Below are 26,799 nucleotides of genomic sequence, written 5' to 3'. Positions count from 1 at the left end.
CATTGTTGAGTACACGGCGTTTCAGTGATCTGCCTTTGGTTCACACCACGAATTTGTTGACCAACTGATTTAAGTTAACCGCCAGCTTTGACATTTCGCCACACGCGGTTGCTGTCTGGGCGGCGCCCGCAGAACTCTGAATCGCAAGCTCGCGGATGCTGACCAGATTCCGGTCGACTTCTCGGGCAACGTGGGACTGCTCTTCAGAGGCTGTTGCGATCATCAGGTTACGTTCATTAATTTGAATAATGGCCGTGGATATCTGATCCAGTGAGGTACTGGCTTCTTGGGCAACACCCAGTGATTCGGTCGCCAGATCCCTGCTTGTGTTCATCGCCTTCACGGCCAGGTCGGAATCGTTCTGGATGGCCGCAATCATCTGCTCGATTTCCTGGGTTGAAGCCTGGGTACGATGGGCCAAGGCCCTCACTTCGTCAGCCACCACCGCGAAACCACGGCCTTGCTCGCCGGCGCGGGCAGCTTCGATCGCAGCGTTCAACGCCAACAGATTGGTTTGCTCTGCAATGGCCCTGATCACTTCGACCACCTTAGTGATGCTCTGGGCACGCTCTGACAATCCTTGAATCTGTACGCTGGTGTTTTCAACGTTACCGTTCAGCTTCTGGATGGACATCAGCGTCTGAGCCACGCGCGCCAGACCCACCTCGGTATAGCCCTGGGTCCGCTTTGACTCCTCGGAAGCCGACTCCGCGTTACGTGCGACCTCATCAACGGCTGCGCTCATTTCGGTGACCGCTGTGGCCGCCTGATTGACTTCGTCGTTCTGGGAAACCAGGCCCCGACTGGATTCCTCAGTCACAACCGTCATCTCTTCAGACGCAGACGCCAGTTGGGTGGAGGAGTCGGATATCTGCAGGATGGTGGCGCGAAGGTTTGTCTGCATCTGAGAGAGCGCCTTCAACAGGCGCCCGGCTTCATCAGTGCCGCTGACCAAAACTTCCCTGGAGAGGTCACTGGCGGCGATACGTTCGGCGACAGACAGCGCATCATTGATCGGGTTGGTAATGCTTTTGGTCAGTAGTAATGCCAAACCAATCGTCAGGATGACGACAGCCGTGATCAGCCCGACCACCAGCCATAGGCCGTTGTCATAGAGTCCGGTTGCGGTTTGTCCGGCCTGCGCGGCGCCTTCGTCATTGAAGAGGGTCAGTTCTTTGATCTGTGTTTCCATCGTGTTCGTCAGCGGGCGGATGCCGGTGCTCACGAGGTTGACGGCTGCCGCTATATCGCCCTGTCTCATTAACGGCGCGAGAATATCCAGTTGCTTGGCGTAAGCATCGGCGCTGTTTTTTACCGGGGTATAAAATGAACGCTCTTTATCACTGGCGATGAGTGGCTCATAAGCTGTGACCGCGTCGGTGAACGCCTTGCGATAGCCCGCGAAACTTTCAATGTTCTTTTCGATGGACTGAGGGTCTGCAAGGCCTCGCTGGGTTTCGAGCCTGAGGCGAAGGGCGGCATTGTTCATCAACGCCGTTTGTCGAATGCTGGCCATCCAGTTGAGTTCGACGTCTTTCTCGGAGTCCCTCAGCTTGCCCATTTGCAGGACGGCGAATACGCCCAGCACACACACCAAAATGATGATCGAAGCGAAGAACAGGGCCGCCCGTGGAGCGAGGTTGAGGTTTCTAAGTCGCATGCGTGATTCCTGTCTTCAATAGTATCTAGGTGCTTGAAACACTATCGACTCAGGGTTGTAAACTTTAGGCATCTCGTCGCAAAAGGATTAAGTTGGCAGCGAAACCGTCGTTTTCGAGCAATTGCCCCTCGACACGGTTGCGGCCTTTGGTTTTGGCGCGATACAGAAGCCGGTCTGCTTCCTCCATGGCGGCTTTATAGCCCTCCTTTCCGGGCGCGTTGATTGCCACGACACCGGAACTGATGGTCACATTGCCCAGGGGGCTGGTGGCGTGTGCGATGCCCGCGCTTTCAATAGCCGACCTGACCTTTTCGGCAATGATCAGGGCCCCTGCCAAATGTGTTTCAGGTAACAAAATCACAAACTCTTCGCCGCCATACCGTGCCGCCAAGTCGCTGGGCCTGTTGATGCAGCTCCCGATAATGCCTGCGACCTCGCTCAGGCAGTCGTCCCCCTGTAGATGGCCGTAGCGGTCGTTGTATTGTTTGAACCAGTCAATATCCAGCAAAATAATGGCAATAAATGACTTGTTCCGGGTGGCACGTCCCCATTCCTGGTGCAAGGTCGCGTCGAAGCAACGGCGGTTGGCCAGATGGGTCAGGCTGTCGGTGCGGGCAATGACCTCCAGCTCGGTTCTGGCGATGTTCAGGTCGTTTTCCGCCGTGATGAGGTGCTGAATTTGCCTGTACAACAGCAAGCCCAGCAAAACCAGAGCGAAAGTGATCAGAGCGATCGAGGCCATTGACCGGTACGCATAGTCCCACCACGGCGCGAATACATGCTCGCAGGACACGCCAGCGGCGGCGACGATGGGTAATCCGGCCACACGCCGGTAGGCGTAGATCCTTTCCACTCCATCCACGACGGACTTGATCACGGCGTTACCGCTGTCGCTATAAGGCAGGTACAGCGTGAAAAGATCACCTTTGGCGACATTGGTCGTCATCAGTGCGGTGAGCGTCGGTCGCCGGGCCAGGAGGTCGCCGTTGTTCAGCGCAAGGAAAATCACGCCCTTGTCGTCCACATCCATGCGTTTGAAGAAAGTCTGGAAATAGGCAACGGGCACGGTCGCCAACGCCACACCTGCAAATGTACCGTCGTCCCCATTGATGCGTCGGCTGATCGGGATGACCATGTCCCCCGTGCTGCGACTCTCGACAATGGAGCCGATGTGGATGGACACATCGGCATTGTCGCGGTGGTAGATGAAGTACGCGCGGTCGCCGTTGTTTTTCAGCGGTGTGCCCTGGGACAACGAGCTGGCGACCCAGTTGCCTTGGGCGTCGTAGATGAACAGCCCCTGAATGCCATCCACGTTCACCACGGCCTGAGCCATCAGCTTTTCGAGTCGAACTCGCTGGTCACCATCAACCCCGTCGTGCTCCACGCGCTCCACCAGGTCGCGAAGCGTGTTATCGGCCTGCCGTAGGGTGTCCTGGGCTAGTTGTTCGGCGGCGAGAACGATATTCGACACTGAAATTTTGGCGGTGGCGATGCGCTCATTGCGCGACTGTTTCATTTGCCAGGCGGTAGCCAGGATCAACGAAAGACACACCAAAGCAATGAATCCAATCAGTGCTTTGGTCAGCGCGGACGGGGCAAGCCTGGTCGATATCAGGTACAGCGGCTTCATGGGCGCGTCATCAAATTGTCTCGTCCACGCTCTATGCAGCTATCGTACCGTTACCGGCAGGGCTGGCTAGATAGGCATCAACGTGCTCGCCAACGCTCGCAATGGTTGCTTTACCTCGTCTATCGCCAGGGCGCTTTGCGTACACCGTCAATGAGGCCATGCATTGCATCCATGCGCCGGGCTTCCTGTTATCGCGCAGGCATGCGCCATGCGCCCGACATCGGCTTTGCCGAAGGTCTTACCGTTGAGCGCGCAGTTACTTCTGCTTCATGTGCGCCAGCGCCTTGTTGGCCTGGTCGGCGCATTTCTTGAAGTCGCCCGACTCATGGGCCGCTTTGGCTTGCTGATGCTCATGGTGACCTGACGAGGTGAAGTCAGCCTCTGTCGCTGCCTTCAGCTTGTCGAGTGCTGCTTCACATTCGTGGTGATCATCCTTGGCAAACGCAGGTCCGGTGACGATGAGTGCAGCGAGTAGAGATAAAGAAAGAAAACGCATCGACAACTCCTTTCAAATACCCGCTTTCAATAAGCGGGAGTGCATGTAATTAGAGGTGTTTCTTGGCTTCCTTATCCAGATGCTTATCCGCCTTATGACGCTCATCGTCGTCATGTTTAACGCCTTTATCCACTTCGCTGGCGTCATGCTTGACGCCTTTGTCTGCTTCCTTGGCATCATGATCCAAGCCCTTGTCCAGCTCACGATTGTCGTGGCGAATCCCCTTTGCCACCTCGTCCTCGGCGAGGGCCAAAGGCACAAAGGACGCAGTCATCAGTGCAGTGATGAGCGCAGACGAAACGAGCTTGTGCATGGTAATACTCCTGAACGAACGTCGAGGTCTTCATGACCTCATCGCTGTTCAGCGTAGACAACGTTCAGCAAGATACAAAAAGTTTGGCTATGCCACCAACGGCGCGGGTGCTGCGGGTGGAACTGACTCAAGAAGACCCAGGCAATGACTTCACATTCGCATCTTCAAGCGTTCATTGATCACCTCGCCCCCGACCTGGTCCCCGGTCTGGCGCTGGCCATCGGGAACAGTCGCGGCGTGATATGGAAGGGGGCTGCCGGGTATGTCGATCTTGAGCAGGACATGCCGGCACATCCCGGCTGCATCTTTGGCGTTGGCAGCATAACCAAGGTGTTTGTGGCAGTGGTCACGTTGCAGCTGGTGGAGGAGGGGCGTATCGGTCTCGATCGCACCTTGGCTCAGTACCTCCCAGTGCCGATGCTGAAAGGCATTGCGAATGCTGCAACCGCGACTATTCGCCAGTTGCTGTCCCACTACAGCGGCATCGCGAGTTGGGAAGATGATGCCCTATGGATCCGTGACGGGAGGGGCGAGCACCTTACGCCCGGCAAACGTTGGGCTCGCTGTGAACCACTGGATTACATCCGTGACGTCGGAGCAGTGTGCGAAGCGGGTGAAGATTTTCATTACTCGAACACCAACTACACATTACTGGGTTTGCTCATTGAAGCGGTGACCTCTCAGGCCCTTGAGCAGGTACTGGCGCAGCGCATCCTCAACCCGCTCAAGATGACCTCGACCGGTTTCGAAGAGGCCGAAGGTCTCACGGTATCGGGCATTTCCAGGCGCTACCATTGGGCGACCGACAGTTTTTTGCAAACAGCTGGCATCTCACCTTCCTACCGCCACGCAGGTCCAGGCTTGCTGGACGTGTCGGCCAGCCAGTTGTCGGTCGAGTGGGCGGCAGGGGGCATCGTTTCTTCAGCCTCGGACATCGTGACATTCATGGCGGCCTTGAAGTCCGGGCGGTTGCTAGGCCCGACGATGCAACGGCAGTTTTTTGCCTGGCTCCCTGCTCAGCCCGGCAGGCAGATGGGCCTGGGCATTTTCCGCGCCTGCACCCCCTACGGGCCTGTGATCGGCCATGGAGGGAACGTACTCGGGTTCAGCGCAACCACTTGGTGGTTCGAAGACACCGACTGCGTGTTGGCTCTCCTCACAAACGTGGGTTCGATGCACGCCGGCCCCGATGCCTGGTCCGCTTCCAGAATATTCGAATCCACAACCCTGGGTCTGGAGGCGAAGGAATTCTGCAGGCTCAGCCAAGCGTGCTCCGGGTAACGTCGATGCAATCATTCGGGCCAGGTTTTGAACCACGGGCGTCATCACGCGACCTGCCAGACGCGCATTGCCGTGGAACTCTTCAAGCAACCTGACTACTGAGTTCAAGCGCGTGCCCGTACCTTCCTGATCAGCACGCGACATCATTGCGCAGCCTCGGAGAACGCCTTCATGCTTGAGCTCGATTCCCGCACCAAAGTCATTACCTTCGACTGTTACGGAACTCTGGTGCGATGGCATGACGCTGTCCGGCGAGCGGCCGCCTCAATTCTTGAGCGCCACCTGCAGGGCGATGCATCGAAGGAAAAGATCGCGGTTTTCGCGGCGCGCCTGCGTGAGATAGCGATGGAGCATCAGCAACAATCGCCTTTTCTTGAGTACGAGACGGTACTCGGTGCGAGCCTGAACCAGGCGTTGCGTGAAACCGGTCATGACGCCACGGCGGCAGACCTGGAAACGTTACTCGCGACCCTGAGGAGGATCGAGCCCCACCCTGATGTACCCGAAGCCCTTGCCCGGTTGCGCCAGCATTACCGGATTGCCGTCATCAGCAACACCTCCGATAGCCTGATTGCCGATACCATCACGGCAATCGGTACACCGATCGATTTTGTCATTACGGCCCAGCAAGCCCATGCCTACAAGCCTGATCACCCACTGTTCCACCACGCCTACGCCACGATGGGCGTCACAAAAGATGAGACGATCCATGTCGCCATGGGGCAGTTCAGTGACTTGAAGGTCTGCCAGGAACTGGGGATCCGGTGCGTCTGGATTGATCGAGAGGGCGAACCCCTCGATCCCGCGTGGAAACCTGACGCTGTATTGAAGGACCTTACCGGACTGCCGCAGTTGCTGATGCCGTCCTGACATGTCGGTTCGGCTGTCGGTTCCCAAGCGCATGAGGGGGCACACGTGTTTGTGACTGGAATCCTCTGGATAGCGTTTTTCATCATCAACTTCAACGTGGTGATGATGATTCCGCTGCTGCCTTTCATTCAGCGTGACCTGCACCTTTCTCCCAGTGAGTCCGGGTGGATATTGGCCGCTTTTCCGATCGTGGCGCTGATCAGTAATCTGGCGCTCGGCCCCCTGATCGATCGCTTTGGCAGGAAGCTGTTCATCACCGTGGGTGGGGCTGCTTGCTGCCTCACTCTGCTGCTCACCGCCGCCTCTCACAGCGCTTCGATGATCGTACTGAGCCGAGCGGCGACAGGGCTGTTCATGCCGATGATTGGCGCATCGATTTTCGCCGCCCTGGCGGACTATGTCCCCGAGGCCAAACGCGCCAGAGCGGCCGGGTATGTCACCACCGCAGCGCCGATTGCCTTTCTGTGCTCACTCTCGATGGGCGTTGTCATCGGGGGGCTGCTGTCGTGGCAAGTCACGGTCATTGGCCTGGCGGTTGTCTGCGCCGCCCTTGCGGGTCTGGCGCTTACCTTCCCGGCACCACCTTCAGCCTCGTTGTCCTCATCCAAAATTAGCCGGGCCCTGTACAAGGAGCGGTTGACGTCACTGTCGGCCAGTCCCGGAGCGCAGCCACTGATGGCGGCGTACTTTTGCTGGTCGATTGGCGTGTATGTTTTTCTGGGGCTCTATCCGAGCTGGCTGGTGCAACACGGCCTGTCATCATTCGGCGTTGATACCGTCGGCTCGGTCATCTTCATTGGCGAGGTCGGCGGGCTCTTCGGCGCGATGCTTTCCGCCAGGCTTGCCAGTCGATTCAACAATCCGTTGCGCTTATGCGCCGTCGCCTCGATGGCGATTGCGGCTGTTATCCAGGTGATCCCATGGGTCGAAGGCTCGCCGTTTACGCAAGGCACGGCCTACATGGCCTTCGCGTTCGGGCGAGACCTGATGCTGGCGCTGATACTGGGCGATGCCATGCGGCTGGTTGAAGCGTCGCGAAGAGGCAGTCTTAATTCATCGCTCAATGCGGTCTACCAAACGGGTGGGACGTTGGGTGGGCTGCTAAGTGCCTGGCTGTATGGGTTGAGCGCAGGGTATTTTGCGAATGTGTGGGTGGCGTCGTTGGCGTTCGTGGCGTCTGCGGTTTTACTGCGTGGAATCTCTGGGGCGAGGCTTCGTTCTTGAGGTTGCCAAGGGGTTGCTACAGCCATCCATAATTAGCGGACTTGCATTGGTTGACTGGACAATCCAGACAGTCAGTCGAGTAAGTTTGCTGTTGATCGAATTGCATGTTCCACCCGTATACTCTCGCCACTAAAGTGCGGCTAGGGATTGGCAATGCGTGTCATCGTCATCGGTGGTTTGGGTAATTTTGGAGCACGCATTTGCCAGCGTCTTTCACAAGTCGCAGGTTTGACAGTCATCGCAGCCAGTCGTAGACCCGGGAGCACCACGCATACGTTCGGTTCTGGCCAGACCGTTGCCACGCTGGCCCTTGATATCAACTCCCCCGATTTCCAGACAAACCTTCTTGAGGCTGCGCCCGGTTTGGTGATTCATTGCGCCGGGCCCTTTCAAAATCAAGATTATCGCGTCGCGCTGGCCTCGTGCGCTGCAGGCGCCCATTACCTTGATCTCGCAGACGGTCGAGACTTCGTCGCAAACTTCTCTGATCAGGTCGACGCCTCGGCGACAGCGGCGGGAGTCCTCGCCGTGTCGGGGGCCAGCAGTGTACCGGGGCTTTCTTCAGCCGTGGTCGATCATCTCTCCAACTCGCTTCTACGGGTGAACTCCATCAGCACTGTCATCGCTCCCGGCCAGCAGGCGGCGAGAGGCGTTGCAACGATCGGTGCGGTTTTCGGCTACGCAGGACTGGGATTTGCGCGATGGAACGGTGCGGCTTGGGGGTTGCAGTACGGCTGGCAGGATATCCGGCGCTTTACGTTTTCCGGTCTGGCTCCGCGCTGGGGAGCCGCGTGCGACGTTCCTGATCTAGCATTGTTTCCTGAGCGATATCCCGGGGTGCGCGATGTTGAGTTTCATGCTGCATTGGAGCTTCGGATTCAACATGTCGCGCTCTGGTTGGCTGCGGCGTTAAGGCGACTGGGACTACCATTGCCGATGCAGCGTTGGGCGGCGCGTCTAAACGCGATTTCCGATCTCATCCTTGACCGGTTTGGAAGCGACGTTGGTGCAATGAAGGTTCAGGTGCTTGGGAATGTTGAGGGGGGCGAGCAACGCCGTTTGACTTGGCAACTCACCGCCCCTGAAGGAAACGGTCCGGAAATCCCCTGTATGGCTGCCGTGCTCCTGGCCTGCAAGCTGGCGAGCGGAGAGCTTTCATTGACCGGTGCATTCCCGTGCATGGGGCTTCTGACGCTGGAGGACTTTGACGCTGAGTTTCGACGGTGGAATATAACCTCTTACGTTACCAGGGAGTCCCTATGACGCAGCGGCGAATCGCTCTGGTTATGCCGGCGTCTGCTGCCGACGTCTTTGAAGCCTTTCACAATCACACCGTTCGCAAGCAGTGGGACACTTTGCTGGCTCATGGAGCGGTGGAGGGCGGGGGCAGCCACCCTTACATAGGTGCGATCACGGTAAATGAGGGGCGAGGCTGGAAGCGCTTATTTGCCATGCGCACCCGCTTCGTTAATTATCGACCTGGACAGGTTGCGGCGGCGGTGTTGGTGGAGCCTGCTGGCTGTTTTCAGTGGTGGGCCGCTTCAATGCGGCATCGCGACATCGATGAAAAATCTTCGGAGTTGCTTTACACGTTTGGCGTGCAACTTCGGCCGAGGTGGTTAGGGCGTGTGCTCGATCCGCTGGTGAATAGAATTTTCGAATGGGAAACGCGCAACCGCTTCGCTGCGATGGCAGCCTATCTGCGGAGTAAGGCCGAAGAGCTGACGCTTTGAATGCAGAGGTTTATGACCGGCCTTGATCGTTCTGCCTTCGCGGTTGTGGCCTGGTAACTGCCGGGAAGCTTGCGTATTGAGGCGCGGCGCGATGCCTCGTGCTCCATAGCAGCAACTGCAAAGGGGTGGTTGTAGATGTTTGAAAAATATCCCGATCAATCCCGTGATCGCTGGCATGGCTTCTGGATAGGAACAATTGCGGTCTTGGTTTCGGGCTTTAGCTTCTGGGCAGGATGGGCTGAGTGTGGATTTATTTTTGGCGTGGTTGCCCTGCTGTTCCTACCGGCGGTGTTGATGTGTGGTCATGCGGGATTTGAGACTGCAAAAAAGGTATGGAGATTCGTGGCCTGGTTTGCTTAGCGGAACTGAAATTCTTCTTGATATCGTGGGCGCCGGTACGCCTTGGGACGATACGAGTTTCGTCCCCAGGGGGAGGTCTCCGGTCGCTTGCTGCGCATGATCAGCCATGAGATTCTGCCTTCGAAATACGCAAACGGAACTGCTGACCTTCTAGCAAGTCGGTCGCGCAAATTAAGGAGCTTTCGGTGACACTGCACCTCTGGTTTACTTTCGCATTAGCCTATCTGGCGACGACCCTCTCCCCTGGACCGAACGTACTTTTGGTCGTGCGCAATGCGTTGCGGTATGGCCCTCCTGCTATGGCCGTAACCCTGCTGGGCAATCTCAGTGCGCAGATGTTGGTCACCAGTGGAGTGGCGTTAGGGGTAGGCGCCATTCTGATCGCTATTCCCGCGGCATTTTTGGTTTTGAAAATCGCAGGAGCCGGTTATCTGATCTACCTAGGGGCGCGTCAATTATTCGCCCGCATCCCGGCGATCCAATCAGAAACAGAAGTAAAAGCCGCCTGCGCTCCACTATCGAACTGGAAAATCGGCACAGAATCGTTTCTGGTCTCAGCGAGCAACCCCAAAACGCTGATTTTTCTCTGCGCTTTCCTACCACAGTTTATTGATCACAATCGATCGGTTCTTGGGCAGTTCATCGTCATGTACCTCACCATCGCGGCGACCGTGATCATCGTTCACTCGGTTTACTGCTACGCGGCTTACCGATTCAGCAAGCGCCTTAAATCCGTCTGGTGGGTGCTAAGTTTGAAGCGCATCACAGGTGCGATCTTCATTGGTCTGGGTGTACGTCTGTTGAACACTAAAGCTCTAGGGATAAACCCGGTTTGATAGTGCTGCCAGAGGCCGGGGGGTGACTTGCGCTGCGCCCCTTACTTTATTACCCCTGCATGATCGAACTCTGCAGTGAAGCCAGGCCCAAGCCTGTCATGCGGCAACGATCAACCCGCATCCAGCTTTCACTGAATATGTGCCGTTTGCTCTCCCTCCGCGCCTTACCTTCACTTCGAACAGATGAACAAAGCCATGCGGAAAAAATCTCCACCGGTAGATGGGATATGGATCGAATTCGACGCTAGCGACTTCGCCAAAGGCCCGCTTATCGTTCGCAGTATTGCTCCCGCAGAGGGGCGCGGCGGCGACTAGCCTTCGGACCCATTTCTTTACGCGGAACCGATCTGCCCTTCAGCGCCACACAAGGGCTACCCACTCGCCACGCGCACCCCACAGCGATCGCCCCGTTACAACATCCAACACGCCTGCACCTGTGCAAGCGTTCATGAGTGGGCCTGGGGCACTGCCAACCGACCTTTCAGTTTGGAGAAAAAACGTGAAATTACCCGGAATCGGCGCCTCGTCGCCCAAGACCCCTGACATCACCCCGCATGCCTCCAAGCCGGACGGCAAACCGACGCCCGATGCTGGCAAGCCGTCTAACACCCCCACTGATTCTGGTAACGGCGGCAGCCGCGCCACCGGCAACTTCAGCAACGTGGCCCAAGGTACCGGGGCTCTGGCCAGCGGTGGTGCTGCCATCTATCGAGCTGAGCAAAGCACGCAGAATTCCCAATACGCCGCTCAGTCCCCCACGGGCGCGGTTAATTATGGCGGCCCTGCCGGCAGTGGCGCGCCGGCCGCTATGCAAAACCAGTCTCTGGCTGAGCAAAGCCCGGGGCTGGGCAACAGCGGTGAGGCCTCGAAGCCGTCTTCTCCCTTGATGCAGCTGCTCGATAAGTTGATCGGGGCGCTGTTGCAGCCGTTCGGTGGCGGGGCGAGTGCGCATTCCGCCGGCGATTCTGCCCGCAGTCAGACCAAGGATGCCCCTGTGGCCGAGAAAGGCGCTGACAAGAACGGTCTGGCTTCCGCCGCAGGCGAAGTGGGTAAGGCGCTGTGGATGGTCCCCGGTTTGAGTAACGTCATGACAGGGATCGGTGAGTCTGATGGCAGCGCTGGCGGGATGATCAAAGGCGGGGTTGAAGGCGGGGTGCATACCGCCAAAGGCGCGGCCGAAGGCCTGATCGGCGGTGGCGGCAACCCGGCAGCCATGGCGGCTGGCGCCTATGCCGGCGCCTTGTCAGAAACCAAAGCGGCACCCGAAGAGGTACGCAACGTAGCGGGCATGCTCTAAACGATTCCTGCCGCATGTTTCTTTTGGGGGGCATGCCTGGCAGGGACGAGCGTGAACCAGAACGGGTTTCAGGGTTCGTCACGGCGCAACAAATTGGCGCATCGAGATTCCAGCCGCTTTATGAAACCTGCGGGTGACTGCGCATATATTTCTCTTCTGATACACAACAGGCTTGCAACTCGAGATGTATTGTCCGACACTCTCGCCATCGGCTTCGACAATATACAGGCGCCATTAGGGTGACTATCGTAAGTGCGTTTGATTAAGTATTTCTATATCGGAAAAATCGCGCGACAACGGTATATAAGAAAAGATCCAAACGTGTAGACGAACGGCATGTGTTAATCTTCCTGCCCCCGAAAACAAAGGGCCAAACGTCCCTTAAGTTGCTCTGGAAGTCTCAACTCCCAAAAAAATTAAAACCTCTAAATGACTGTTCAAAACTTCAGAAGTTTCATGCCGAAGAATTAAACATTCATTTGGTCTATCTCTGTTTGCAGTCACCCCTATTAGTGTTAATAATCCCGACTGCTCCGGGAAGCAAGGCAATGCGCCATCTCACACGAAGTGAATATCAAGCCTCCATTCTGATTAAGTCCCCGGCCCACTAAACTCAATTCTCAGTTTGTTCAAGATGCGATGACGCCTTGAGCAGCGAGTAAGCGCGGACAAGCCGCGTGAGGAGGGCATCATCGCTCGCATTCATTCCGGGATTAAAATCCTGTCGATTTTCGGTACACGTCCGGAAGCCATCAAGATGGCTCCGTTGGTGAAAGCATTGGCTGCAGAGCCGGGTATTCACTCTCAGATCTGCATCACCGGCCAACACCAGAGCATGCTCAAGCAGGTGCTGGAGCTGTTCGATCTGAAAGCCGATTTCACGCTGGATGTGATGACGCCGCACCAGACCCTCAACTCGCTGACCGCCGCGCTGTACGGAGCGATTGATCCGGTGCTGGAAATCACCCGGCCGGACCGTGTGCTGGTGCATGGCGACACCACGTCCGCCATGGTGGCGTCGATGTGTGCCTTCCATCGCCGCATCCCCGTGGGTCATGTCGAAGCCGGCCTTCGCACCGGTGACATCTACAGCCCGTGGCCTGAAGAAATGAACCGCCGCTGTATCGATTTAAGTGCCGACCTGCTGTTCGCGCCGACCGATGAATCGCGCCGCAATCTGCTGGGCGAGCGCTTGCAAGGGCGTTCCTTCGTGACCGGCAACACGGTCATCGATGCCCTGCAGTTGACCGCTCGACGCATTGAGGAGAACGCTGAACTGCGTGCCCGACTGGATCAGCAATTCTCGTTCCTGCGGGACGACCGCAAAGTTCTGCTGGTGACCGGCCATCGTCGGGAAAACTTCGGTGACGGCTTCCTGGATATCTGCAAAGCCTTGCGTCAACTGGCCAAGCGCAGCGATATCCAGATCGTCTACCCGGTTCATTTGAATCCTAACGTCCTGGGCCCGGTGACCGAGCATTTGGGCGACCTGGCCAATGTGCACCTGATCGAGCCGCTGGATTACCTGGCGTTCGTGCGTCTGATGCAACGCTCCCACGTGATCCTTACCGATTCCGGCGGCGTGCAGGAAGAAGCACCGAGCCTCGGCAAACCGGTACTGGTCATGCGCGAGGTGACCGAACGGCCCGAAGCTGTTGCGGCGGGCACCGTACGGCTGGTCGGCACGTCACCGGACTCGATCATCAGCGGCGTCAATGCGCTGTTTGACGATGACCTGCTGTGGCGTCGCGCGTCCCAGGCGGCCAACCCCTACGGCGACGGCAAGGCCAGCTCGCGCATCGTTGATGCCTTGATGGGCCGCCCGGTCAACGACTTTGTTGTCGGCCAGCTGAACGTGCCCAGATACCTTCAGCCTGCGCAAAGCGCCCCGTCAGGGGACGACAACCGCCCGGCGTCCACCTACCAGTAATAAACGCTCGCCCCCTCTATCAGCTTGAGATCTACCTGAATGAAGTCTTCCGTTGCCACCCAAACGGGCGCGCTAAGCGCCCTTGTCTGTGGCGTGAGTCTGCTCGCGCTCATGCCAAACTTTGCCCTGGCGGCGGACAGCCCGCTCACCCAGGCGATCAACCGACTCAATGCCGATACGCAGCAACACCGGGAGATTCGTCTGAGCGATCTGGGCATCGACGCGCCCATCGTGCTCGGTTCCACGGATTCGCGCCGCGAACTGTACCTGCCGGTTCCGGCCGGTGTGCCGTTGACCGATGCATCGCTGACCTTTGATGCCAGCTACCTCAACGGGGAGGGCGGTCGCAATACGTTGCTGTTGTCCCTGGACGGTTATCCGGTGCGTGCCGAAGGGCTCAGCGAAGCGCAAGGCAACGCCGGCTCCACGCTGGGCGTGGACAAAGCCGCTCGCGACAGCGGCTCGGTACGCCTCGGCGTGGCCTGGTCGTCGGTCGTTTCGCGCGTGCTGTGTGAAGACGAACGCGCGATTGGCAACGTATTGCGCATCGAACCCGACACCCGCCTCAATTACAGCTACGACGCCAACCTGTTGCAGGACGTCGGCGCTGCCTGGACCGCACTGCCGGCCAAGCCGGGCATCATGGTCGCGCCGGGCAGCCTGGCAGTCGGCACGTACGACGCCGCCTGGCGCCTGGGCGTTGCGCTGGAACGGATCGGCAAGCAGGCGCGCATCCTGTCTTTCCCTGCCGTGCAAGACAGCGTCGACCTGAGTGCCCTGCGCATTCCGGCTGAACTGCAGAGCATTCCGGCCTTCGCCAGCCTCAACGGCAAGGGCCCGCATGCCTTGGCCAACCCGGCGGAAATCGGCGCATTGCTGATGCTCGGCCAGACCCCTGACGTGCAGGCCGACCTGGCCATCAATGACCCGCAATTGCTCAAGGCGATCAACGAATCTCTGGACGCCTTGCAAAGCCAGATTCAAGGTCTGGATGCCACAGCAGCCAGCGCGTTCACGCAATGGCGCGAGCGTCATGTGAACGCCGGTATGGCCGCCAAGGGCACGGATAACGTGCGTCTGGCATTGCTCGGCACCCGTCCCGTGCTGATGATCGCCCCTGAAGCGACCGGCAAGGCCATGGCCCTGTTCAGCAGCGCCTGGAACAAACTGGCCCGCAGTCGCACGCTGACCGTCAGCGAAGCGCAGATGCCATTGAGTGCCGACGGCCGTGTGGCCCTGACCAGTCTGGGCGGCAACCCCGGCACCATCGACGTGCTCGCCAAGTCCGACTGGAGCGCGTCGTTCCCGCTGGGCAGCGTGGCCTACGACGGTCGCCTGCCCGTCAAGGCCGTGATGGATGTGTCCGCCGCCCCTGGCGCTTCGGACACCGCGCCGGTGGCGTCAGTGTTCCTCAACGATTACCTGATCGGCGCGCAACAGTTGCTTGCCAACGGCGAAAAACAACGCATCGAAGCGCGCATCCCGAGCTACGCCCTGGGTTCCAAGAACGTCCTGCGGGTCTCGTTTCAGCGTCAGCCCGTCAGTGATCGCTGCCTGGAAACGCCGCAAGCGTTCCCGGTTTCCGTCTTGCCGACCAGCCACATCGTGCTGGACAAAATTTCCCTGGACGACGGTTTCTCCGGCATGGCCGGCCGTTACGCCGCGAACGCGCAGATCCTTGTGCCCCAAGCTTATCTGGATCACCCGGCCAGCAGCTTGCCGCAGGTGATCTCGGTGGCTGACGGTGCAGGCGTCTCGCCGCTGCGCGCTGAGCTGAAAGTCAGCAGCGATCCTAAAGCCATCGTCACCCCGGACAAAGACTTCCTGGCCTTCGAGCTGCCGCTCAAGGACAGCAAGGAATCGGTTCGCGTCGATGACCAGGGCCGCCTGCGCATCAACCACCAGGATCAGCCGCTGCTGGACCTGTCGCCGCTCAACCACCTGGCGTCATTGCAAGCGGTGGACGCCGGTGGCCAGCACGGTCTGGTCTATCGCGTCCTGGGCAGCGATGCCCCGGTATTCGCCAAACCCTTGCTGTTGACCCGCGGCGACGTGTCAATCCTGGGCGACAACGGTGTCGTGAACACCTTCGACAGCAAGGATCCGAGCGGTAGCCAGTTCATCGACAAAGAGGAGCCCAAGGGCCTGGACGCCTGGCGCACGCCTTCGCTGTTGTGGCTGATTCCCGGCGGCATCCTGTTGGTGCTTATCCTGATGTTGGCTGGCCGTAGCGCCCGTCGCAATCGCCAGTAACGGAACCCTTCGATGACGTCGCTTTATTGGCCCTACTGGCTGGCTCATTACTACAGCTTCCTGGAAGTCGCGACCATTGTGGTCGCGGTGCTGATCCTGATCTCCAGCCTGGATGATCTGTTCATTGATCTGTGGTACTGGTCTCGCCGCCTGTTCCGCAAGTTCACCGTGGACCGCAAATACCGGCCACTGACCGCCCAGCAATTGCTGGACCGGGATGAACAGCCACTGGCGATCATGGTTCCGGCCTGGCTGGAATACGACGTCATCGCGCCGATGATCGAGAACATGGTGTCGACCCTGGACTACCAGAACTACGTGGTCTTCGTCGGTACTTACATCAACGACCAGCGCACCATCGATGAGGTGGAGCGCATGCGTCGGCGGTACAAGCAGTTGCACCGCGTGGAAGTCCCCCATGCCGGGCCGACCTGCAAGGCTGACTGCCTGAACTGGGTGATTCAGGCGATTTTCCTGCATGAAAAAACCCACGGCATGACCTTCGCCGGTGTCGTATTGCACGACAGCGAGGACGTGCTGCACCCGCTGGAACTGCGCCTGTTCAACTACCTGTTGCCACGCAAGGACATGATCCAGCTGCCGGTCGTTTCCCTGGAACGCAACTGGTACGAATGGGTGGCCGGTACGTACATGGACGAGTTTGCCGAATGGCATGGCAAAGACCTGGTGGTCCGCGAAAGCATGACCGATACCGTGCCCTCGGCCGGCGTCGGTACCTGCTTCTCGCACCGGGCCCTGAGAGTGCTGGCCGGGGAAACCCAGAACCAGCCGTTCAACACCGACAGCCTCACTGAGGACTATGACGTTGGTGCACGCCTGGCCAAGGTCGGCATGAACGCCATTTTCGTACGCTTCCCGGTGGAATTTCGGGTGCTGCGCAAATCGTGGTTTCGCAGACCCTACGAATCCACCCTGAAGATGCCGCTGTGTGTGCGCGAATTCTTCCCGGACACCTTCCGCACGGCGTTCCGCCAGAAAGCGCGCTGGACCCTGGGCATCGGCCTGCAAGGCTGGGAGCAGATGGGCTGGAACGGCTCGCTGGCCAACCGTTACCTGCTGTTTCGCGACCGCAAGGGCGTGGTGACAGCGTTTGTCAGCATCCTGGCCTACGTGATTCTCGTGCAACTGGTGGCGCTGATTATCCTGCGCCAGAGCGGGCTGTGGAACGTGAGCTTTCCGACGCCGTTCGAAGCCAACGGCTGGATCAAGTACCTGTTGATTGCCAACGGCCTGGCCCTGGGCTGGCGCATCCTGCACCGCTGTTACTTCACGACGGTGCTGTATGGCTGGCAGCACGGGTTGCTGTCGCTCCCGCGCATGGTGGTGGGCAACTTCGTCAACTTCATGGCCGCCTCCCGGGCATGGCGCATGTTTCTGGTGGGCAAGGCGCTCAATCGCAAGCTGGTCTGGGACAAGACCATGCACGACTTCCCGTCCACCGACCTGGTCGCCGCCGCACCGCGCAAGCTGGGCAGCGTGTTGCTGTCCTGGCAGGCCATCAACGACACCAATCTGCAGACGGCACTGGACGAGCAACAAACCCGCCATATGCCACTGGGCCGCATTTTGCTCAGCCACGGCTGGCTGGATGACGAAACCCTGGCGGAAGCCATCGCGTTTCAGAACGATCTGCCGCGGGTGTTCGATGTGGCCCACAAAGCCAATGCATCGCTGCTGGCCGACGAGTTCGCCCTGCGCTGGCGTGTTGTGCCACTGGGGACCAACGAGGAAGGCCGTGCCCAGATCGCCGTTGCCAGCCCCCTGTCCGCCGAAGGCCTGCAACAGATCAGCGATGAGCTGGGCAGCGAGCCGGTGCAACTGATTGCCCGTGAAAGCGAGATCGTCGCGCAACTGCGCAACGTCAACGCGCTCGACGGCCAACCGGTGCCCAATGCCCGCGCGCCGATGCTGGGCGACCTGTTGATCGAAATGGGTCTGTTGGACCGCGACGTGTTCAACCGCACCATGCTTAATTACCGACCGCAGCACCACGGTCGTATCGGCGACTATCTCGTCGACAGCGGCGTGCTGCCTCGGACCACCATCGAACAGGCCGTTGCCCGTCAGCACAGTCATTACCCAACGGAGCTCCCGGCATGAACCGCCCCTTCCTGACGCTCATGGCCACGGGGCTGACCCTTTTGCCTGCGCTGGTGCATGGCGAAATTCTGCCGCTGCCGTTGACCGGTCCCGCTTACCAGGCGGCCAATGAGGCCTACAGCGCCTACGACCGCAAGGACTACGACCTGGCCATCGCCAAGGCCCAAGAAGCCTTGCGTCAGCGGGCCGATGTCACCCGTCTGAACCGGCTGATCGTGCAGGCGCAACGAGACAAGGAACAACGCGACAACCCCAAGCGCTATCCGCAACCGGCTTCGCGGCAGGCCCCCGGTTTCAGCGCGGCGGCCCAGGCATTCAAAGCCTACGATCGCGACAACTTCGGCGTCGCCGCGCAGTCCGCTCGCAAAGCCATCGCCCAGGCGCCCAAGCGCATGGACTACCGCCTGCTGCTGATCGAATCCCTGCAGCGCCAACAGCATCTGGAGGAGGCTGATCAGGCCACCACCGAAGCCCTGCGGGTTTTCCCGGATGACGACGCGTTGCTGATGCGCCGCGAAGCCATTCGCCGCCAGCTGGCTGCGCCACTGGCCATCGCCGGTTATCGCGCTCTGGAACAGGGCAACCTGCCGCTGGCCGTCGATCAAGCCCGCAAGGCGGTGGCTTGGGCACCGGAAATCGGCGCTCACCAGCAGTTGCTGATCAGCGCGCTGATCGCGACCCAGGATTACCGCGCCGCCGAACTGGCCGCCACCGGCGCGCTGGCTCAGGACGATGGCGAAACCGCGCCGTGGATTCTGCGCAGCTACGCCCTGGATCGTCAGGGCAAGACTCAGGCGGCACAGGCCGACCTTGACCGGGCCTTGTCCATCGAAGGCTTGCTGGATTCTGAAGTGCGCGAGATTCGCTTTTTCGCCGCCGACCTGGCGCTGGCCAACAACGAGCCGCAACAGGCTCTGGACCAACTGCAAAAACTGCCCGTCGACACGGGCGGTGAAGTCGCTCGCCGTCGCGCCGCCGCTCAGGTCGCGCTGCGCCAAAAGGACAATGGCCTGAAAACCGCGACGCGTTTTCCGGCCCCGGCTCTCAACTGCCAGGAAAGCGCATTCGGCCTGATCTGCGATATCTGGCCGGGCAACCAGCGTGATGGCGGCACGGACACCGCCGTGCAGGCCTACGCTGCGCTGGCCCGCAAGGACTCGGCTTCGGCCGTGGCCCTGGCCAGCGAAGCCATTCGCCGCGCGCCGCAAAACCCGGCGTATCGCAGCCTCCTGGTCAGCGCCCTGACCGACCAGAAGCGCCTGCCCGAAGCGATATCTGCGGCCAGCGATGGCCTGCAAGCCAATGGCGACGACGCCCGCCTGCTGGCCCAGCGCGGTCGGTTGCGGCAGCAGACCGGTGACGATGCCGGTGCTCGCAAGGACTTCACCCAGGCCCTGGCCCTGGGCAGCCTGCCCACTTATGAAGAGGCGAGCCTCTATGCTGCCCTCGGCCAACGTCGCACGGCACGGGAACGCTTGCAGGTCGCCCGCGACGCCGGCGAGCTGGATGGCATGAGCGACCTGCAAGTGGCTTACCTGTCGGTACAGGCCGGCGACGATGACAGCGCCCACGAGTCATTCCGCAAGGCCGACGCCGCCACGCCTCTAGCGCCGACGGCGACTCAGGACGCGGCCTACAACGCGATGCGGGTCAGTGACGACGAACACGCTGTCGGCTATTTCAAGCGAGTTATCGACGCCAAGAATAGCGGCGAACTGGACATGACCGACCAGCAGCTGTTCGACACCCGCCGCGCCGTGGCCGATGTGTCGCGCACCTGGGGCCTGACCAGCACCACCAGTTATCGTGGCAACAGTTCCAGCAGTGGCCTGAGCTCGGCACCCAGCACCGGCAACAGTAATGGCAACAGCGGCAGTAGCAGCAACGACAGCTTGCAGAACAGCACCGAACTGTCGTGGCGTCCGCTGGGTTACCGCAACGCCCGTTTCGTCGAGTTGTATGGCCGGGTCACCGACACGCTGTGGAGCAAGAACAGCGATTCGGACACCGGCCTGGATGCGCTGCAAGGCGCCTTGGGCGTGCGGGTCAAGCCGTTCACCTCGCTGAACGTCATGGCGGCCGTGGAACGTACCTTTCCCCTGGGCTCTTCCGACGTCGACGGCGACTGGCTGTTGCGCCTGGGTTATGGCTCCAGCATCGGCACCGATTTGCGGGTTGATGTCCCTAGCTGGTGGACGTCGCAGTTGTTCGCCGAGACCGGCCATTACGTCAACGACTCGCGCAATTACATCAACAGCGAATGGCAGGGTGGTCGCAGCTATGCCATTGGCGGCACCGGCTCGCGCTGGGTGACCTTCCCCCACGTGGTGGCCGCGTTCGACTACGACTCCAAGATGGACAGCGAAACCCGGTCCGACGGCAGCACCGGATACTCGTCCGGCCATGCCGCTGGCGTCGGCGTGGGCAACAACGTGCGTTACTGGTTCCGCGAGGACGCGTACAACGCGCCGCGCTCCTATGTGGATTTTTCGTTGCAATACCGAGTGAAAGTGTCTGGCGATGACCGCGCCAAGGGTGTTTTCGCTCGCCTGACTTACTCCTATTGAGGACGGATATGCACCCTCGTATGTATTGGCTGATGGGGCTCGGACTGAGCCTGGGCATGGGATCGACAGCGGCTCAGGCTGCGTCGGAAATCGCTCAACTCTACGCGCCGAAACTGCCGGAAGGCTCGGCCTGGGTGCGGGTGGTCAATCCCGCCGACGGCGCCGTGCAAGTGAGCGTGGACCGCAAGCCCGGCGTTGCCCTGTCTGCGCAGTCGGTGGTGGCCAGTCCTTATCAGGTGGTGGACGCGCGGCAACCGCTGCGCATTACGCTCAACGAGCGTGAGCTCCAGGGCCTGAACGTCCCGAAAAACGCCTTCGTCACGGTGATTCTGGGCAGAGATCCGGCGGCCGCCCCCCGGGTGGTGATCGACCCCCAGCCGCGGGGCAAAGACTTGCGCGCCGAACTCAACGTCTACAACCTCAGCGCCGGTTGTGAAAAAGCCGATATCAAGCTGGCCAACGGTTCCAGCGTGTTTAGCCAGCTGCCGCTCAACGGCCAGGCGCAGCGCACCATTAACCCGGTGCAGGCGACCCTGATTGCCAGCTGCGATCAAAGCGCCAGCCTGCCGCTCACGCTTGAGCCCTTCAAGGCCGGTGATCGTTACAGCCTGTTCCTGGTCGGCTCACGCCAGACCCCCCGCCTGATTGGCCTCGTTGACCAGACTGCCCCATGACCTTCTTAGTAAAACCTCGCCACACCCTGCGCCGCCCTCCGGCATCCGGCCTGATTGCCGGTGTGCTGCTGAGCCTGTCCGGCGCCGCGGCCCACGCTGATTCGGCAGTGATCACCGGGCAGGGCGGCTGGTTATTTCCCGCGTGGGAAAGCCTGAACAAAGTTGATAACCCCGGCATTGCGCGCGACATCGCCCTGATCAAGGACGTCCAACATCAACTTGAGCGCGAGAAAATCGCGCTGGTGGTGCTGGTGGTGCCGATGAAAGCACCGTTCTACGCCCAGAGGCTGCCCGCCGACCATCCCTTGAGCCCGGCCGTGGTGCAGCGCTACGACCGTTTGCAGGGCGAACTGGCCAAGGCCGGCCTGACGACGCTGAACATCAAGCCGATACTGCAAGCCACCGAGCAAGGCAAGCAGACGGCGTTTTACCGAGCCGACTACCACTGGACCGCCTGGAGCGCCGAAAACACCGCCGATGCCACGGCAAAACTGATCACCGGGCGCTATCGCCTGCAGGGTGAACCCGGCGGCGGTGCCGTGCTGGGGGAATGGTTCGACAAGCGCGCCTTCGGCGATCTGGCCAGCAACTTCCTCCCGTCCATCAAGCGTAAAGCCATCGGCCGAGACATTTACACCGTGCGCCATCAGGTCGAGAAAGACCTGCTGATCGACGACGCCCCGGCCCCTGTTCAGGTCATCGGCAACAGCTTCGTGCAGCCTTACCTTGGCTATACCCAGAAACTGTCGAACGCCCTGGACCGCCCGGTCACCCTGACCTGGAACCCCGGCGACGTCGGTCCCTGGGCGACACTGCTGCAATACCTGGAATCACCGGACTTTGCTCAGCACAAGCCGCAGGTGATCGTGTGGCAATTCAACGAGGGCCAGTTCCACCTAGGCCCTGATGCAGCTGCCCAATGGAACGCCAATGGCGTGACTTCGCTGAAGCAGTGGCACCAGCGCATCAACAAGGCGCTTCCTTGAAGATTCCCGACAGTACCCTCGGGCGTGCGATTCTAGGTGCTCTGCTGCTTGCAGCGACACTGGTCACAGGCACCGTCATGTTTGACGTCACCGCGCAGAAACAGCTGGACCCCGGCATCGTTGGCATTGTCTGGCAGCCCGATAACAAAACGGTTGGCATCAAGGGGCAATGGGACCAGCTCGGCGCCAAGGAATTATTGGTGCAATGGACCGTGGTCGACGATCAGGCGTTCGTGCCTGGCACAGGTCTACCCAGTGTGCCGGTCCTGCCCGATTGGGCACGTATCGCCAAAGAGCCTTGGGCTCAGGATGTGATTCTAGGCCTGGCCGGATACTTCAGCGAAAACCGCTCCCGGGACAACATCGAGCAATTGGCCGCCGTCTCGGAGCGCATCGCCAAACTGCCGACGCCGCTGCACGTGACAGGCTATTACTTCCCGGCCGAAGTCGACCCCAGCTGGACCCGCGCCAAGGAGCTGCCTGCGCTGCTGGCCAAGCTTCCGCGTCCGTTGTGGATCAGCGTCTATGACGGCGCCAACATCGGCCCGGCCGCCACGGCAGACTGGCTCAAGCAATGGCTGCCAGACGACATCGGCGTGTTCTTTCAGGACGGAGTCGGCGTCTACGCCCGCACCGCGCCGGTAGCCCGCACCTACGCCGACACCCTGCGCGAACGCCTGGGCAAGGACCGCGTGCGCATCATCGTCGAAGCCTTCCGCCCCAACTACGGCGGCGGCTTCCGCTCCGCAACGGCCGCCGAACTCAAACCGCAGCTCGCCGCCTATGACGGCTACCCGCTGTACCTGTTCGATGGCCCGCATTACGTGACACCCGCGTTGGTGAAAGCGTTGGCGAAGTAATTATTGAAGTCCCGTTTCGCGCGAGGGAGACGTCACCAGACGATGGGGGTGTCGTCCCAGGCCCAGAAGGTCCCACTGTCAGCCGGCCCATGTGCGCCGATCACCTCAAGAATGCGATCCGCCGAGAACGCCGGTTCGAACAGCTGGCCGTCAGGCACGTTCGCCTGGAAGGGCCGGGACAGCTCCGTGTCGGTTGTGCCTGGGTGGATGGCGAGGACAGTCGAAGCAGGGTTCAACCTTTTCAGTTCGATACTGGCCGTGTGCAGCAACTGGTTGAGCGCCGCCTTGCTGGCCCTGTAGCTGTACCAGCCGCCCAATCGGTTATCGCCGATAGAGCCAACCCTCGCCGAGAGCGCTGCGAAGGTAGCAGGGTGTTTGCGCAGGAGCGGAAGTAAATGTTTAAGCAGCAGGATCGGCGCAAAGGTGTTGGTCGCGAAGCTCGCCTGCAGGCTCGCAAGGGTCAGTTGCGCCAGCCCTTTTTCTGCTTTGGCACCGTCCTGATGAAGAATGCCCAGCGCACTGATGACGAGGTGCAGATGCTCGCATCCTGCAAGCGTCTCGCTCACGAGGGCTTCAAGGGATTGCTCATTGCGCGCGTCGCAGTCGACGGGTTTCAGACGGTCGCCATATTGCTCGGCAAGCGTTGCCAGCTCTGTGGCTGTGGTCGCATTTCGCGACACTGCCCACACCTGAGCCACGTCATCGCGAGCCAGCAAAGCTGCGCACAGTGCCAGGCCGATACCTCGGCTGGCTCCGAAAACCAGCGCATTAGCGTTGCTGTTCAGTTCGGGTATCAAACGCATAAGGCACCTTGAGGGCGTGGCTGAAGTACTGTTTATGACTTCGGGGCAGGTTTTGGCGTTCAGGTTTCGTGGCGTTCGATTATGGATTAGCCTGTTTGCCAACCGTGAGCATGGCACAGGACGTGGGCTCATTCTCATGGGTTCTGAACACGTTTCACCCTGGAGATATCATCATTTATGGAAAATAAACTGGGTTCCAAGACAGCGGTTGTTACCGGCGCGGCTCAAGGCATCGGTGCCGCCATTGCAAGACTCTTTGTGCAAGAAGGTTGCTTCGTGTATGTCACTGATATTAACGACGACCTGGGTAGTGCGGTTGCAAGCTCACTGGGTGGTCGCGCCTGCTTTGTACGTCTGGATGTACGGCGTGAAGAGGATTGGCAACGATTGGCCGGGCAGATCTCAAATCAAGGCCGTCGTTGGGATATCCTTGTGAATAATGCGGGCATCACCGGATTCGAGAACGGCGCTGTGCGGCATGACCCGGAACATGCACGACTGGAAGATTGGCGTTCGGTGCATCACACCAATCTCGACGGTGTATTCCTGGGGTGCAAATACGCCATTCGCTCCATGCGCCAGTCAGGCGCCGGTTCCATCGTCAACATTTCCTCTCGCTCCGGTCTGGTTGGCATTCCGGGTGCCGCAGCGTATGCGTCGTCCAAAGCTGCCGTTCGCAATCACACTAAAACGGTGGCGCTTTACTGCGCGGAACAAGGGCTGAACGTTAGATGCAACTCGATACATCCGGCGGCCATCCTTACGCCCATGTGGGAACCCATGTTAGGTAGCGATGCCGGTCGCGGAGAGCGAATGGCTGCACTGGTTCGAGACACTCCGCTGAGGCGATTCGGAATGCCTGAAGAAGTGGCCGCTCTGGCTTTGTTGCTCGCATCGGATGACGCCACGTACATCACGGGCAGTGAGTTCAACATTGATGGTGGCCTGTTGGCCGGGACGGCTGCGACTCCCGCAGTTCTGGACGACAGCGAAATCTAGGTCATTAAGATCGCGGCTGCGAAAGACAGTTTTTAGCTGATAACTGCCTATGGCGATGGGCAGCTTTCGGCTTTTAGCGGACAGCTCTGAGGGGAGGCTCCTGGCGGCTACTGGTCTGTGCCAAGGAAAGCGCCAATGCCTGATCGACCCTGGCCGGGTCGATCAGGGGAGTTAACTAGAAACTCCATTCCTCAGCTTGGACGACTCGGCAAAATGGCCCAGCTAACGTTGCATTATGGTGGGCAACGATGGTCTCTGCTTTGAGCTCTGGAGTGTCAGAGCAAGTATGTCCGTTTGCGATGAGCACAGCATCAAATCCGCAATCGCGGGCGGCGCGGCAGGTGCTGTCCACACAGTATTGAGTTTTCATGCCTGTAACAACGACGCCGTCACAGTCGCGCTCGCTTAGCAGAGTTGCCAAGTCTGTCTGAGCGAAGGCATTGGGGCGTTTCTTCTCAAAAATCACCTCGTTACCCATTAACTGTAACTCCTGGACAAGCTCGGTGAGCGGGCTACCCGGCTCAATCGGAGACCCTGCCGGACCTATATGGCGGGCAAGAAAAATGGGGGCCCCTGTTTTCCGCGCACTCCTCATGAGCCCATTCAAGGTATCGATAATCGCTGGACCTCCCCATGGTGTTTCCGGGCCGTGAACAAGCCCTACCTGCATGTCGAGAATCAGAAGTGCGTACATATGCGTTTCCTCACGTTGGTGCCAGCAAAACCGGGACAAAAAAAAGACCCGGTCCATTACTGGCGGGTCTTTAGGGATTGTGTGCTGGTTTAACTCACATAGCCTCCCACGACCCGCGCGTGGCGGTCGTGAAGGTTGTAGTGGATTCGAAACGTGGGGTATTCATGAGCCTGACCTTAACTTTGGCGGGACGGTCTGGCAAGTGAACATGCCCAGGACGTCAGTCATTTCATTTGGACTGGACTCGCCGGCCGCTTCTGGACTCAACGCATTAAACCGGCGAATAACTACAAGGCCTGGGCAATAAGGACTTAGAGGACTTGCGTCTCTTGCCGCAGGACTTGGACCAGCTGTTCAGCAGCAAAGGCTTCGACGGCGCCTTCACTGGCGTTCGCCTCAAACGCTGCGCAACACGCCGATGTGTCGCCGTCGCATACGCGGTAAACGGCAATGACGCTGCCAGGTCCGCAGCCGGTGTGTCCGCACAGGGTAAATCCGCCATCAATCGAACCCTGCATGATACCAAGGCCGTAGCCTGCAGTGACCCACGGACGCCCGGGGATCGCGCCGCCCAATGTCCGTGCTGCCAGCATTTCCTGAAGTAGGTTTGTCGGGAGAAGGTCACCGGACATGAGTCGATCAAGGAATACCGCCGCTTGCGATATCGGGCCGATCAGCAAGCCGTGATAGACCCAGGCGGGGTCATAGTTTGGAGGGCTTCCTGGATGGGTCGTGTGTAAGTCTGCTCGCGTTTTGGCGAAACGCACGTGCGACAGGCCCAGCGGGCACAGTGCCCGTTGTCTTACCGCCTCATCAAGTGTCAGATCAGTTAGCCGCTCAATAAGCCTGCCGATCAGCATGTATCCGACATTTGAATAGCGCCAATCTGTTCCGGGGCTGTATCGAAGTCGAGTGCCGTCCAGCCGGAGCATCATTTCGTCTGTTGACCAGGCTGACTCACTGTTTGAAACGGCGACGTGATACTCCGCCAGTTCGCCATAATCAGCGAGACCTGCCTCATGCCGCAGTAGCTTGCGTAACGTGAAAGGCTGATCGGGGATAGCGTTGTCCAGTCCGATCAGCCCATCACGCACTAATGAGAGGGCTGTTGCCGCCAGGACTGTTTTCGTAAAACTCCACCAGGGAACTACTGGTTCTGATCGGTCAGCCGTTTGTGGCTGACCATTTGATATGAGCAAACTGAGCATT

At 59.5% G+C, this 26,799-nt stretch carries 23 protein-coding genes; 16 read left to right on the top strand and 7 right to left on the bottom strand.

Features of this window, described 5'->3' with window-relative positions:
- Positions 1-40 precede the first annotated feature (40 nt).
- The 4 genes from EC919_RS22650 to EC919_RS22635 form a co-directional block, all read right to left on the bottom strand.
- A complete protein-coding gene (locus tag EC919_RS22650) occupies positions 41-1,660 on the bottom strand; it encodes a methyl-accepting chemotaxis protein (protein WP_133776552.1) in 1,620 nt (539 codons plus the stop codon).
- Between the two features lie 64 nt (positions 1,661-1,724).
- On the bottom strand, positions 1,725-3,293 hold the full coding sequence (locus EC919_RS22645; protein ID WP_133776551.1) for a sensor domain-containing diguanylate cyclase: 1,569 nt from the start codon (positions 3,291-3,293) through the stop codon (positions 1,725-1,727).
- A gap of 256 nt (positions 3,294-3,549) precedes the next feature.
- A complete protein-coding gene (locus EC919_RS22640; protein ID WP_133776550.1) occupies positions 3,550-3,789 on the bottom strand; it encodes a hypothetical protein in 240 nt (79 codons plus the stop codon).
- 49 nt (positions 3,790-3,838) lie between these two features.
- Positions 3,839-4,102, bottom strand: coding sequence for a hypothetical protein (locus EC919_RS22635; RefSeq protein ID WP_133776549.1), 264 nt, complete (start codon positions 4,100-4,102; stop codon positions 3,839-3,841).
- A 144-nt stretch (positions 4,103-4,246) separates the two neighbouring features.
- Between EC919_RS22635 and EC919_RS22630 the strand changes: the two genes are divergently transcribed.
- The 15 genes from EC919_RS22630 to EC919_RS22560 all read left to right on the top strand — a co-directional run bounded on the left by EC919_RS22630 (position 4,247) and on the right by EC919_RS22560 (position 23,094).
- The gene (locus tag EC919_RS22630) at positions 4,247-5,383 is read left to right on the top strand and encodes a serine hydrolase domain-containing protein (protein ID WP_133776548.1); all 1,137 of its coding nucleotides are present in this window, start codon (positions 4,247-4,249) and stop codon (positions 5,381-5,383) included.
- Between the two features lie 171 nt (positions 5,384-5,554).
- Positions 5,555-6,253 (top strand): HAD-IA family hydrolase, encoded by a 699-nt coding sequence (locus tag EC919_RS22625; RefSeq protein ID WP_133776547.1) that lies wholly within the window; start codon positions 5,555-5,557, stop codon positions 6,251-6,253.
- A gap of 45 nt (positions 6,254-6,298) precedes the next feature.
- Complete coding sequence (locus EC919_RS22620; RefSeq protein ID WP_133776546.1) at positions 6,299-7,477, top strand: MFS transporter; 1,179 nt, start codon at positions 6,299-6,301, stop codon at positions 7,475-7,477.
- 153 nt (positions 7,478-7,630) lie between these two features.
- The gene (locus EC919_RS22615) at positions 7,631-8,740 is read left to right on the top strand and encodes a saccharopine dehydrogenase family protein (RefSeq protein WP_133776545.1); all 1,110 of its coding nucleotides are present in this window, start codon (positions 7,631-7,633) and stop codon (positions 8,738-8,740) included.
- Positions 8,737-9,210, top strand: a complete 474-nt coding sequence (locus EC919_RS22610) for a hypothetical protein (RefSeq protein WP_133776544.1) — start codon at positions 8,737-8,739, stop codon at positions 9,208-9,210. Before EC919_RS22615 ends, EC919_RS22610 begins: the two co-directional genes overlap by 4 nt.
- Before the next feature lie 135 nt (positions 9,211-9,345).
- Complete coding sequence (locus tag EC919_RS22605) at positions 9,346-9,570, top strand: hypothetical protein (protein ID WP_133776543.1); 225 nt, start codon at positions 9,346-9,348, stop codon at positions 9,568-9,570.
- Between the two features lie 185 nt (positions 9,571-9,755).
- Positions 9,756-10,406, top strand: a complete 651-nt coding sequence (locus tag EC919_RS22600; RefSeq protein WP_133776542.1) for a LysE family translocator — start codon at positions 9,756-9,758, stop codon at positions 10,404-10,406.
- A 499-nt stretch (positions 10,407-10,905) separates the two neighbouring features.
- Positions 10,906-11,703, top strand: coding sequence for a hypothetical protein (locus EC919_RS22595; protein WP_133776541.1), 798 nt, complete (start codon positions 10,906-10,908; stop codon positions 11,701-11,703).
- Positions 11,704-12,460: 757 nt separating this feature from the next.
- Complete coding sequence (gene wecB, locus EC919_RS22590; RefSeq protein ID WP_133776540.1) at positions 12,461-13,633, top strand: non-hydrolyzing UDP-N-acetylglucosamine 2-epimerase; 1,173 nt, start codon at positions 12,461-12,463, stop codon at positions 13,631-13,633.
- Between the two features lie 39 nt (positions 13,634-13,672).
- Positions 13,673-15,886 (top strand): cellulose biosynthesis cyclic di-GMP-binding regulatory protein BcsB, encoded by a 2,214-nt coding sequence (locus EC919_RS22585; RefSeq protein WP_133776539.1) that lies wholly within the window; start codon positions 13,673-13,675, stop codon positions 15,884-15,886.
- Between the two features lie 12 nt (positions 15,887-15,898).
- Positions 15,899-18,007 carry a glycosyl transferase family protein gene (locus EC919_RS22580; RefSeq protein ID WP_133776538.1) on the top strand — a complete coding sequence of 703 codons (2,109 nt, stop codon included), beginning with the start codon at positions 15,899-15,901 and terminating at the stop codon, positions 18,005-18,007.
- Entirely contained in the window at positions 18,004-20,574 is a 2,571-nt protein-coding gene (locus EC919_RS22575; RefSeq protein ID WP_133776537.1) for a bacteriophage N4 adsorption protein A, read from the top strand. The genes EC919_RS22580 and EC919_RS22575 overlap by 4 nt, the downstream gene beginning before the upstream one ends.
- Before the next feature lie 8 nt (positions 20,575-20,582).
- Positions 20,583-21,248, top strand: coding sequence for an alginate O-acetyltransferase AlgF (locus EC919_RS22570; protein WP_133776536.1), 666 nt, complete (start codon positions 20,583-20,585; stop codon positions 21,246-21,248).
- Positions 21,245-22,234, top strand: a complete 990-nt coding sequence (locus EC919_RS22565; RefSeq protein ID WP_133776535.1) for an alginate O-acetyltransferase AlgX-related protein — start codon at positions 21,245-21,247, stop codon at positions 22,232-22,234. The genes EC919_RS22570 and EC919_RS22565 overlap by 4 nt, the downstream gene beginning before the upstream one ends.
- 77 nt (positions 22,235-22,311) lie before the next feature.
- Positions 22,312-23,094 carry a hypothetical protein gene (locus tag EC919_RS22560; RefSeq protein WP_243842317.1) on the top strand — a complete coding sequence of 261 codons (783 nt, stop codon included), beginning with the start codon at positions 22,312-22,314 and terminating at the stop codon, positions 23,092-23,094.
- A 32-nt stretch (positions 23,095-23,126) separates the two neighbouring features.
- On the opposite strand, the gene EC919_RS22555 is transcribed toward EC919_RS22560, so the two are convergent.
- Positions 23,127-23,897 carry an SDR family NAD(P)-dependent oxidoreductase gene (locus tag EC919_RS22555; RefSeq protein ID WP_133776533.1) on the bottom strand — a complete coding sequence of 257 codons (771 nt, stop codon included), beginning with the start codon at positions 23,895-23,897 and terminating at the stop codon, positions 23,127-23,129.
- Between the two features lie 177 nt (positions 23,898-24,074).
- On the opposite strand from EC919_RS22555, the gene EC919_RS22550 reads away from it, so the two are divergent.
- A complete protein-coding gene (locus EC919_RS22550) occupies positions 24,075-24,896 on the top strand; it encodes an SDR family oxidoreductase (protein ID WP_133776532.1) in 822 nt (273 codons plus the stop codon).
- A gap of 175 nt (positions 24,897-25,071) precedes the next feature.
- Here EC919_RS22550 and EC919_RS22545 read toward each other — a convergent pair whose 3' ends face one another.
- Both EC919_RS22545 and EC919_RS22540 read right to left on the bottom strand, forming a co-directional pair.
- Positions 25,072-25,590, bottom strand: a complete 519-nt coding sequence (locus EC919_RS22545) for a cysteine hydrolase family protein (RefSeq protein ID WP_133776531.1) — start codon at positions 25,588-25,590, stop codon at positions 25,072-25,074.
- A 311-nt stretch (positions 25,591-25,901) separates the two neighbouring features.
- Positions 25,902-26,798: a serine hydrolase domain-containing protein gene (locus tag EC919_RS22540; RefSeq protein ID WP_133776530.1), complete on the bottom strand. Its 897-nt coding sequence runs from the start codon at positions 26,796-26,798 to the stop codon at positions 25,902-25,904.
- Position 26,799: the final 1 nt, after the last annotated feature.

The organism is Pseudomonas graminis (assembly GCF_004364335.1).
GTDB classification, from domain to species: domain Bacteria; phylum Pseudomonadota; class Gammaproteobacteria; order Pseudomonadales; family Pseudomonadaceae; genus Aquipseudomonas; species Aquipseudomonas graminis_D.
This window is presented reverse-complemented; position numbering and strand designations above follow the sequence as displayed.